This is a genomic window from Lysinibacillus sp. RC79 (genome assembly GCF_041262405.1).
In the GTDB taxonomy this organism is placed as follows: Bacteria; Bacillota; Bacilli; order Bacillales_A; family Planococcaceae; genus Lysinibacillus.
Window position 1 is genome coordinate 133,458 of the sequence record NZ_JBGCCD010000012.1, and the last position, 9,824, is coordinate 143,281.

11 protein-coding genes are annotated in these 9,824 nt (G+C 37.4%); 4 read left to right on the plus strand and 7 right to left on the minus strand.

The genetic code is table 11. The features are described 5' to 3' along the window. Positions 1-316: 316 nt before the first annotated feature. The 4 genes from ABH968_RS13695 to ABH968_RS13710 form a co-directional block, all read right to left on the minus strand. The gene (locus tag ABH968_RS13695) at positions 317-1,093 is read right to left on the minus strand and encodes a CPBP family intramembrane glutamic endopeptidase (RefSeq protein WP_370044715.1); all 777 of its coding nucleotides are present in this window, start codon (positions 1,091-1,093) and stop codon (positions 317-319) included. Beyond that, positions 1,090-1,416, minus strand: coding sequence for a TetR-like C-terminal domain-containing protein (locus tag ABH968_RS13700; RefSeq protein ID WP_370044716.1), 327 nt, complete (start codon positions 1,414-1,416; stop codon positions 1,090-1,092). The genes ABH968_RS13695 and ABH968_RS13700 overlap by 4 nt, the downstream gene beginning before the upstream one ends. Continuing rightward, complete coding sequence (locus ABH968_RS13705) at positions 1,407-1,658, minus strand: TetR/AcrR family transcriptional regulator (RefSeq protein ID WP_370044718.1); 252 nt, start codon at positions 1,656-1,658, stop codon at positions 1,407-1,409. Before ABH968_RS13705 ends, ABH968_RS13700 begins: the two co-directional genes overlap by 10 nt. Positions 1,659-2,269: 611 nt before the next feature. After that, on the minus strand, positions 2,270-2,653 hold the full coding sequence (locus ABH968_RS13710; protein WP_370044719.1) for a winged helix-turn-helix transcriptional regulator: 384 nt from the start codon (positions 2,651-2,653) through the stop codon (positions 2,270-2,272). Positions 2,654-2,817: 164 nt separating this feature from the next. On the opposite strand from ABH968_RS13710, the gene ABH968_RS13715 reads away from it, so the two are divergent. Then, positions 2,818-3,534 (plus strand): 3-ketoacyl-ACP reductase, encoded by a 717-nt coding sequence (locus ABH968_RS13715; protein ID WP_370044721.1) that lies wholly within the window; start codon positions 2,818-2,820, stop codon positions 3,532-3,534. Between the two features lie 234 nt (positions 3,535-3,768). Here the strand turns inward: ABH968_RS13715 and speB are convergent, their stop codons facing one another. Then, the gene (gene speB, locus ABH968_RS13720; RefSeq protein WP_370044723.1) at positions 3,769-4,641 is read right to left on the minus strand and encodes an agmatinase; all 873 of its coding nucleotides are present in this window, start codon (positions 4,639-4,641) and stop codon (positions 3,769-3,771) included. Between the two features lie 453 nt (positions 4,642-5,094). Between speB and ABH968_RS13725 the strand changes: the two genes are divergently transcribed. Beyond that, positions 5,095-7,149 carry a transglycosylase domain-containing protein gene (locus ABH968_RS13725; RefSeq protein ID WP_370044724.1) on the plus strand — a complete coding sequence of 685 codons (2,055 nt, stop codon included), beginning with the start codon at positions 5,095-5,097 and terminating at the stop codon, positions 7,147-7,149. A gap of 355 nt (positions 7,150-7,504) precedes the next feature. On the opposite strand, the gene ABH968_RS13730 is transcribed toward ABH968_RS13725, so the two are convergent. Beyond that, positions 7,505-8,020: a YwhD family protein gene (locus tag ABH968_RS13730; protein WP_370044726.1), complete on the minus strand. Its 516-nt coding sequence runs from the start codon at positions 8,018-8,020 to the stop codon at positions 7,505-7,507. A gap of 169 nt (positions 8,021-8,189) precedes the next feature. Between ABH968_RS13730 and ABH968_RS13735 the strand changes: the two genes are divergently transcribed. Together ABH968_RS13735 and ABH968_RS13740 are read left to right on the plus strand one after the other, a co-directional pair. Next, positions 8,190-8,375, plus strand: a complete 186-nt coding sequence (locus ABH968_RS13735; RefSeq protein WP_370044727.1) for a 2-hydroxymuconate tautomerase — start codon at positions 8,190-8,192, stop codon at positions 8,373-8,375. Between the two features lie 223 nt (positions 8,376-8,598). Then, on the plus strand, positions 8,599-9,267 hold the full coding sequence (locus tag ABH968_RS13740; RefSeq protein WP_370044729.1) for a class A sortase: 669 nt from the start codon (positions 8,599-8,601) through the stop codon (positions 9,265-9,267). Positions 9,268-9,317: 50 nt separating this feature from the next. Here ABH968_RS13740 and ABH968_RS13745 read toward each other — a convergent pair. Beyond that, positions 9,318-9,824: LPXTG cell wall anchor domain-containing protein (locus ABH968_RS13745; RefSeq protein ID WP_370044731.1), on the minus strand; the 507-nt coding region annotated here is incomplete at its 5' end.

Consider the following 9,824-nt stretch of genomic DNA (forward strand, 5'->3'; position numbering starts at 1 on the left):
GGAATGATTATGTTAGTTTTAAAAGCAAGCGGGGCTAAAAGTGAGCTCATTACGCTTCCCCACTTTTAGCCCCACATTATAAAACAAATTGTTTTACCTAGCCCAGTACCAGTTCTCTTAGCGGATTCCATTATTCCAAATTTAACAAATTCGAAATTATTTCTGCACTTCCTGGTGAAAACATAAATATTGAGAATGAAATACATAATAATCCTACAAACACAATACTAATTTTCTTCATTAACAAAGATTGCTTTTGCATAAATAGTCCTATCAATTATGCCGAGGCAAAATTGATTGAGTAGATGCTTTTTGTTTAAACGTAACTTTTAGGCTTCCCTTTGTTTATGATAACCGCTCCCGCCTTATCTTTCTTAGTAAATAAAGCTTTCCAGAAATAAATTGCTAGACCTATTAACAATATACACTGAAAGACATAAATAGAAATCGCAAGGACATCCGGCTCACTTTTATCAGTCAAGAATGCAAAAAAATCGTGCGTAGCGTGCCAGACAATCGGGAAAATAATACTTTTTGTCTTTGCTACAATTTCTGCACAAACTAGCCCAAAGAGGAATGCATAAGTTATTTGTAGTAATGTCATTAATAAATCAGCACCGGAAGCTAAATTTGCAAGATGTCCAATACCAAATAAAATTGAGGAGCCTAGAATAGCCACTTTAAGCCCTTTTGCTGATAAATATTTGAAAATCAGGCCTCGGAAAATAAGCTCTTCATAAAAACCAACGGCAATAACAAATAGAAACAAAATAAGTACATATTGCGCAGAAAAAACATCATTATCTGTAATACCATTTAAGAATGCAACCAGCTCAGAAACAACGATAACAGCTATCCATGCCTCTGCTTTAAACTTTCTAAATCCGAAATCTTGGAAAGAGAATTTACTTTTTTTCATGATCCAAAGAGTAACTAGAACGCCACCTGCAGTGGCGATAAATTGAATCAAAAATATGGAGCTTAAGCTACTTATATTTTTGACAGTTACAATTACACCAGCTATCATAGGAAAAACAAGTGCAAGCAAAGTTAATAGTATCGATAAAAAAATAGGTGAATTTTTCATTTTCATTTATTTTCTCCATTCAACAATTTTTGTTTAACACCTTCATAAACTTCTTTTAAAATACCCTCAATTTCCGAGCTATCTAAATCGCCAGTATTCGTCGCACACATTGTCGCTATACCATGCATAGTTAACCATATATCTATAAATAGAGATCTAGCAGAGGTTTGAGTTAATCCCGTTAATTTAGAAATTAATGCTATAATTCCTTGGTTTTCCACGTCATTTACCAAATCCGAAAAGCTCGAGATCTTATATTTATTGGATAGGAATAACAACTCAAATAACTTTTTTTCTTCGCGAGCAAAGTTAATATAAGCTAACCCCATTCCAAAATAGAACTTTCTTGTATGCCCTGAACCATACTTTCGTTATAAAGATTGCTAGCCCTTTCATATATTGCATACTTCAAATCGTCCATACTCGAGAATAATCGAAATATAGGCTTTGTCGAACAACCTAACTCTTTTGCTAAATCCCTTGCATTCACACTATCAATCCCACTCTTCCTAACCATTTCAAAAGCACAATCCAATAAAATTCCCTCAGTAAATCGCTCTTTTGGTGCCAAAAAGATTTGCCTCCATTCTATAGGTAACATTCGTTACCTATAATGTAAAAATTTTTTCCCGGCTATGTCAATAAGATATGTGAATCTAATCCAAAAGTTTCCAAAAAAATAAAAAAATCACTTTGTAAATGAGTTTTTTTCCCAAGAAAGCATGTTAACTCCCCATATCTATTGAATCCTGTAATGATTATGTTAGCCAAATACAAGCAGGGCTAAAAGTAAGCTCATTACGCTTCCCCACTTTTAGCCCCACATTATAAAATAAATTATATTACCTATATTTCCCTCATTCCAAATTTAACAAATCCGAAATTACTTCTGCACTTCCTGGTGAAAACATAAATATTGAGAATGAAATACATAATAATCCTACAAATACAATGCCAATCTTCTTAATTAACAAAGATTGCTTTTTCATAAAAAGTCCTTTAAATATCAAAAACAACCCCACAAATAAGATTAAGAAATACCAAACCCCCATTAGTTCACCCCTTTTACAAATAAGACGTTAAAGGTTACAGTAAGTTCAGCCGCCTTATTTGCATATAGAAATAAAAGAGGTGATAAAGTACCCATCAATCTGCTGTTTTAGCACGGCCATTCTAATCATCCTAAATGACCTCGTTATTGCTTTCTTGTTTAATTTGATCAATTCTTTTTTTGCCCCAATCATACATCATCTCAACGATAGGTAATAACGTCATCCCTAGTTCTGTCATGGAATATTCGACTTTCGGAGGGACTTCTGGAAACACTTCTCGATGAACAATCCCATCTTCCATCAGTTCACGTAATTGGTTTGTTAATATCTTATGAGATATTTTTGGAAAAAGTCTTTGAAGCTCACTGAAACGATGCGTCCCTTCTACACCTAAATGCCACAAAATAACTACTTTCCATTTCCCGCTAATAATTGATAAGGTAAGTTCTTTTTCGCAATGATAATCGTTATTTAATATTCTCTCTTTTATCTCTTCTCTTAATTTATCTGACATAGAGCTAACTCCCTTTTCATATAAGTAACTTTTAGTAACCTCCGCACCAAAAAGTGCACTCTTCACAATGTAGAAAACCGTAGTAAAATGAGGATAGTCTTAAAGATAAATCTTAATCTATTTTTTCGTCTAAATAAAACATCTTATCTAAAGGAGCGAAAAACATGCAAACAATCGCAGGAAAAGTGGCGTTAATTACAGGAGCAGGGCGTGGAATAGGACGCGCAACAGCAGTAGCTTTTGCACAAGAAGGTATTCACGTAGGTCTTGTTGGACGTACTCTTGAAAATTTACAACAAGTAGCAGAGGAACTTAAACAGTATGATGTGAAGGTAGCAATCGCAGTGGCAAATGTAGCGGATCTAGATTCTATTACCACAGCCGTTGAATCTATTCGTGGCGAGCTTGGCGCAATCGATATTTTAGTAAACAATGCCGGCATCTCAAAATTCGGTAACTTCATGGACCTATCACCTGAAGAATGGACAAATATTATCGATGTCAACGTAAAAGGTGTGTACTACACAACACGCGCTGTATTACCCGAGATGATAGAGCGCAATACAGGCGACATCATTAATATCTCATCAACAGCTGGTCAAAAAGGTGCACCGATTACAAGTGCATACTCGGCTTCAAAAGCTGCAGTTATCGGATTAAGTGAATCATTAATGCTTGAAGTGCGTAAGAAAAATATTCGCGTTACAACTTTAACGCCAAGTACAGTTGCTACAGATATGGCGGTTGAGCTTAACTTAACCGATGGCAATCCCGAAAAAGTGATGCAAGCAGAAGATTTAGCAGATTTAATGGTTGCACAGCTAAAACTTCATCCACGTGTTGTATTAAAACATGCTGGACTTTGGTCTACGAACCCTTAATAGAACTCTTCGAAATATCAAGGCGCTATCTTTTGGATGGCGTCTTCTTTTTTATAGCGATAAGTAAAATGGGGCTAGCTTATCGCTAACCCCACTCCAACCGATTTATATCAATATTAGAAAACCCTACTTATTTTACCCAACCCAGAATCATTTCTCTTAGCAATTTAGAAGCTGTATTTGCGACTGGCATTTCACTTTCGTCGCAGAATGCATTATTTAGTGTTTCTGGCCTTATTTTACCCAGCCCAAAATCATTTCTCTTAATAGTTTTGAAGCTGTATTCGCTGTCATTTCTGATGAATCGTAGATTGGTGCTACTTCAACTAGGTCAAAGCCAACTACATTGACGTTACTTGCTGCAATCGCATGGATTGACGCTAGTAATTCTTTTGATGTAATGCCTCCGCAATCTACTGTTCCTGTACCTGGTGCATGCGCTGGGTCAAGTACATCTATATCAATCGTAACGTAAACATTACGTCCCGCTAAAGACGGTAATACTCCTTTTAATGGTTCTAGCACTTCAAATTTTGAAATGTGCATGCCATTTTCCTTCGCCCATTCGAATTCTTCCTTCATACCTGAACGAATACCAAATGAATAGACATTTTTCGGTCCGATATGTTCAGCAATTTTGCGAATCGGCGTTGAGTGAGAAAGTGGCTCCCCTTCATATTCTACACGTAAGTCTGTATGTGCATCGAAGTGGATAATTGCTAGGTCATCATATTTTGCTGATACAGCTTTCATAACAGGCCACGATACTAAATGTTCGCCACCCATACCTACAGGAATCTTGTCATCTGCTAAAAGCTTCTCGATATACTTTTCAATTTCATCTAGCGAGCGCTGAGCGTTGCCGAATGGTAACGGTATATCACCCGCATCAAAATATTTCACTTCTTCTAGCTCGCGGTCTAAATATGGACTATATTCTTCTAGTCCAATAGATACTTCACGGATACGCTGCGGACCAAAACGTGAGCCCGGACGATAACTAACTGTCCAGTCCATTGGCATACCATAAATGACTGCCTGAGCATCCTCATATGTAGGATGACTTTTTATAAAAACATTTCCTGAATAAGCTTCATCAAATCTCATTACTCGACCTCCACTTTTAGAAATTAATCCTATTAAATTCATTTTCATCAGCTCATCACTATAACTCAGGGTTGATTTCCAATCCGACTGGGCGCTTTCCTGGAGGCGTCCAGTCGGATCGGAAATCAACTTATCCATATAGCATACGTTTTAGCAAAATATTATCCAAAACTTTCAATGATGAACCTTCTTATTATTACTCTATTAACGACTTACAGGATTGTAATGAAACCTCTATCCTTGTATCCTCGTATACATTATTGGAACATCTAGCAAAATTCGATTAAAATCTACAAGGTGGCATTCTTTTGTCGAACGCTAGCATTTCAAACAGTACAAAAAAAGTATAGATGTTTTTGAATAAAGTGCAATAGTTTTTACCAATAATTTCGATTAAATATGAATGTTCAGACACATACTATACGCAAGTGTGAGAAAACGAGGTGAAGTCGGATGAAGAGAAAAAGCTATCAACGTAAACAAAAACGTACGAAGCGTACACGTAAAGCACTTACCCTTTTTATCGCCTTTACATCTGCAATTGTAGTAGCATTTATAGCTTTACGCGTCTATGTTCAAGTGGCTGGTGCCCCTCCTTTAACCGTACCTAAAGCCTCTATTTTCTTAGATGAAAATGAGAACCAAATTGGGGATCACTTTACGAATGAACGACGTTATTGGGTTAGTCTCGATGAGATGTCCCCCTATTTAAAGCAAGCAGTAGTAGCTGTTGAGGATAAAGATTTTTATAAGCATGGCGGTTTGGATTTTTCTCGTATCGCTGGTGCATTATTAGTGGATCTTAAGGCTGGAGGTAAGGTGCAAGGAGCAAGTACAATTACACAACAATATGCTCGAAATCTATATCTTTCACATGAAAAATCGTGGACACGAAAATTAAATGAAGCACTGTATGCTTATAGATTAGAAGTTTTTTATAATAAGGATGAAATACTGGAAGGCTACTTAAATACTGTTTACTATGGCCATGGTATGTACGGCGTAGAAGCTGCAAGTCGATTTTATTTCGGAAAATCTGCAAAAGATTTAACACTTGCGGAAGCAGCAATGTTAACTGGGGTTCCAAAAGGGCCAAGTATTTACTCCCCTATTGTCAATTTAGATAAGGCAACTAATCGCCAACACGTTATTTTAAAACTGATGACCGATCAAGGTGCTATTACGCAAGATGAAAAAACACGTGCAGAAAGTGAAAAGCTTGTCTTAAAGAGTGATAGCTGGGTAGCCACAAAATCTGTTGCACCATTTTTCCTAGACGTAGCATGGCAAGAGTCTAGTGAAATTTTGAAATCAAAAAATCTCGATATTAGTGAAGGTGGCTGGACTATCCAGACAACTCTTAATCTAGAACACCAAAAGGCAGCAGAAGGAGCTGTAGCCAAACATATGCCTAATGATGATCTCCAAACTGCTTTTGTTAGTATGAAATCCAAAACAGGTGCCGTTACAGCATTAGTTGGAGGTCGTGATTATGCTACAAGTTCATTTAACAGAGTTACACAGGCAAAACGTCAGCCAGGCTCAACCATTAAACCTATTTTATATGCGGCAGCTTTAGAGAATGGTTATACACCTTTAACATATTTAAATGTAGGTGAGACGACTTTCACTTATGATCATGGACGTGCAACATATTCACCAAAAAATGTTAACGGTCAATTTGCAAAGCATGATATGTCAATGGCACAAGCTATCGCTATTTCTGATAATATTTACGCTGTTAAAACTTTAGAGGAGATTGGATTTAAAGCATTTCACAATATGGCAAATCGCTTCAACGTGACTATCGGTACTAAGGACAATTTATCCATCGCGCTTGGAACGACCGAAACAACATTATATGAAATGACGAATGCTTATAATATTTTAGCATCGCAGGGTAAAAAAACTACTCCTACTACTATTATTTCTATTAAAAATGCTAATGGCGATATCATCTACGAAAATAAAGAAGTTAGTAATGAAGATGAGACAGTTCTCTCAAAAGAAAATACGTATATCTTAACAGAAATGATGACAGGTATTTTCGATCCAGTCTTTAGCGATTATTCTCCAGCTACAGGGATTGGCATTCGCTCTCGCATGACGCATACGTATGCAGCAAAATCTGGCTCTACAAATAGCGATCAGTGGCTAATTGGATTTACACCTAGCTTAACTGCCGGCGTGTGGAACGGCTATGACCAAGGAAAAAATCTAACGGAAAGAGAAGATACTGCATCTACAAAGCAAATTTGGATTGACTTTATGGAGGCTGTCAATAAAGGTACAAAGAACGAAGATTTTGCAAAGCCTAAAGACGTTAAAGGTGTGGTCATCGATATTGAATCAGGTAAGTTAGCGACAGATGCCTGCCCTAAACAACGTCTCGTCTATATGGATGCGAAAGATGTACCAACTGAAAAATGTTCAAACTTCGATATTCTCGATACCAATACATGGGGGAATTTCTGGAACATGCTTCCATTCTCTATTTTCAAAAATTAACGAATCATGCGGAACCTTTATTAGGTACAAACGTTTCAATTAACGAAGGCTCTCGACAAAGTAACAGACATATACAAAAAAGAAAAGCTTTCTCTTCCCCGGAGACGTGTCCGTGGGAACAGAAAGCTTTTCTTATTTATTTATGGTTCGCGAAGTAGATGAGCATCATGGGGCATTTGGCTTGGGTTTGGGTTGTTCAAATGCCGCATAGCGCTCATCACATTCGCAGAACCAAGTGTCCTAGCTTACTAAAATGTAAGCTCTTTATCAAGTTTACTTTGTTTCAAACCCACTTTCAACCTTATATCGAAAGCGATCGCAAAATGTCACAGATTGTTCAATCATTGTAGGTCTATTAAACAAATAAATCTTGACGCAATTGCTCCTCACTACGTGCCCACAAGTCCGGATTGAGCTCTTCTAGGAAAGAAGCTAACATTTTTTTAGACGGTGCATCCATATGTTCTACAATAATATGACGCTTCATAGATTTATCCATTCTATTCACATGATCAGCTAAAATTTTATAGCCACGACGTTTTTCTCGATTGACTACCATTTCACACGCAGTTACACCTGCATAGTAAGGTCCATCCGCTTTATGGTCTATCGTCACCCACACCAGCCAATACGGTTTCCCACCTTCTGAATCAGCGCGATCTGTCGTAAATTTAATACCTCTCTCCACATCACTGCGAGCATGCATAGCACCGATTTCAACTGATGCCGTCCCCTCTTCTATATCGATAATGACTGGCGATACGTTTTCTAGTGAAAGCGAACCGATACCAAATCCCTTATGTCCATCTGTTGGGTCATTTTTGATAATAGTAAAGCCCATTTTTTGTTTTGGTTTTTCTTCATTTGCCATACTCTAACTACCTCCATTCTGCTATTATAAAAGTAAAGCATAGTTAAGCGCATTAGCGCCGTAATGATAGCGACACTGGCATTGCGCAAATGCCTACATACAAGTAAGAAGTTTATATACTTTCTTATAAACTTACTATACAACATTATTCAATAAAGGAGGCAATATTATGCCATACGTAACAGTGAAAATGCTTGAAGGTCGTACAGACGAACAAAAACGTGCACTAGTAAAAGAAGTAACAGAAGCCGTTTCTCGTACAGTAGACGCGCCACCAGAAAACGTAACAGTTTTCATCGAAGAAATGCCTAAAAACCATATCGGTGTTGCAGGCGTGCGCTTCAGCGATAAATAAAGATTAGAACGGGTAGAGCACATAAAGCTCTACCCATTTTTAACGTATGGTAGCTTTACGAGTGCTTTACAACGTTTGGAATGCTGTAATTGCCTTGTTATCGGCATTTTTCGGTTTTAGCGGCGGAACTTGGCCTTTTAGCGGCGATTCTCCCAGTTCTAGTGATGGAACTTGACCTTCTGCCGGCAACTCGTAATTTCAATACTAGGATGTGATCTATAAAATGAATAAATTTAAACTGTCACTACTCATTTGTATGCTCATCGTTGGCCTCTTACTTATTTTTATTAACCCCATTCAAAATGCAATCATCGCTCACTTGAGTAAACAACTAAATACAACTGATTACAGTGCAGAGGATATTGAAAAAAACAATAATGCAGATGCCAATTTTGAATTTGAAGCAGTGCAATCTCTATCCATTGCAGAAGTTTTAAAAGCCCAAACAACCGCAAATAAAATGCCTGTCATTGGTAGTATCGCTGTCCCTAGTGTTGGTATGAAACTTCCTATCGTCAAAGGAGTTGGGAATGCCTCTCTTGCCGTTGGAGCAGGCACTATGAAGCCTAATCAAAAACTTGGACAAGGAAACTACGCATTAGCAGGTCATTACTTTGAGGAAAAAGATATTTTATTTGGCCCCTTATACAAAGCGAGCATAGGCGATACGATTTATTTAACGGATTTAACGAATATTTATGAGTACAAAATAACGACTAAGGAAATCATCGCTGCAACGGATGTTTATGTTATTGATGACATCCCTGACAAAACTATCTTAACCCTCGTGACATGCGCTGATAAAGGTACGAAACGACTTGCCGTTCAAGCAGATTTTGTCGAGCAATATCCATTCGACCAAGCACCAGCAAAACTATCAGAGACTTTTTAGTATAAGAAAAGCCCCAAGATTTTATAATCTTGGGGTTTTCTTATTGAAAATTATTTCACTTCTGTATTGCGACGACGCAATAAGAATAATGCACCTAGAACAAGAGCTACACCAATTAGTGTAAGAGCCGTTTGGTTTGCTCCATTTGTTTGTGGCAGTTGGCCTTGCGCCTTTAACTGCGCTTCCATTTCTTTAGCATCTGCTTTGATTTTGTCAATATCAAGAGATTTTGCTACTTCTTCCTGTTCCTCTTTAGATAACTTGTTGTATTTATCGAGGAAATCCTTATATGCATCTAAAGTGTCTTTATTTGCTATAGAAGGATTGTATGGCTTTAAGTCTTTCCCTTGGTCAATGACTTCTTGTACAGATGGTTTAGATGTTTCAGGTTTTCCAGGATTTGTTGGATTTTTCGAATCTGTTGTTGGGTTACCTGGATTTTCTGGATCAACTGGTTTCTCCGGATCTGGATTTGGTTTGTTTGGATCAACCGGTTTCTCTGGATCTGGATTTGGTTTGTTTGGATCAACCGGTTTCTCTGGATCTGGATTTGGTTT

Bases quoted from the DNA above. Each gene is read 5' to 3' on its own strand.
- ABH968_RS13695 (WP_370044715.1), bottom strand. From the start codon at position 1,093: ATGAAAATGAAAAATTCACCTATTTTTTTATCGATACTATTAACTTTG.
- ABH968_RS13715 (WP_370044721.1), top strand. From the start codon at position 2,818: ATGCAAACAATCGCAGGAAAAGTGGCGTTAATTACAGGAGCAGGGCGT.
- ABH968_RS13700 (WP_370044716.1), bottom strand. From the start codon at position 1,416: ATGGGGTTAGCTTATATTAACTTTGCTCGCGAAGAAAAAAAGTTATTT.
- ABH968_RS13710 (WP_370044719.1), bottom strand. From the start codon at position 2,653: ATGTCAGATAAATTAAGAGAAGAGATAAAAGAGAGAATATTAAATAAC.
- speB (WP_370044723.1), bottom strand. From the start codon at position 4,641: ATGAGATTTGATGAAGCTTATTCAGGAAATGTTTTTATAAAAAGTCAT.
- ABH968_RS13740 (WP_370044729.1), top strand. From the start codon at position 8,599: ATGAATAAATTTAAACTGTCACTACTCATTTGTATGCTCATCGTTGGC.
- ABH968_RS13735 (WP_370044727.1), top strand. From the start codon at position 8,190: ATGCCATACGTAACAGTGAAAATGCTTGAAGGTCGTACAGACGAACAA.
- ABH968_RS13725 (WP_370044724.1), top strand. From the start codon at position 5,095: ATGAAGAGAAAAAGCTATCAACGTAAACAAAAACGTACGAAGCGTACA.
- ABH968_RS13730 (WP_370044726.1), bottom strand. From the start codon at position 8,020: ATGGCAAATGAAGAAAAACCAAAACAAAAAATGGGCTTTACTATTATC.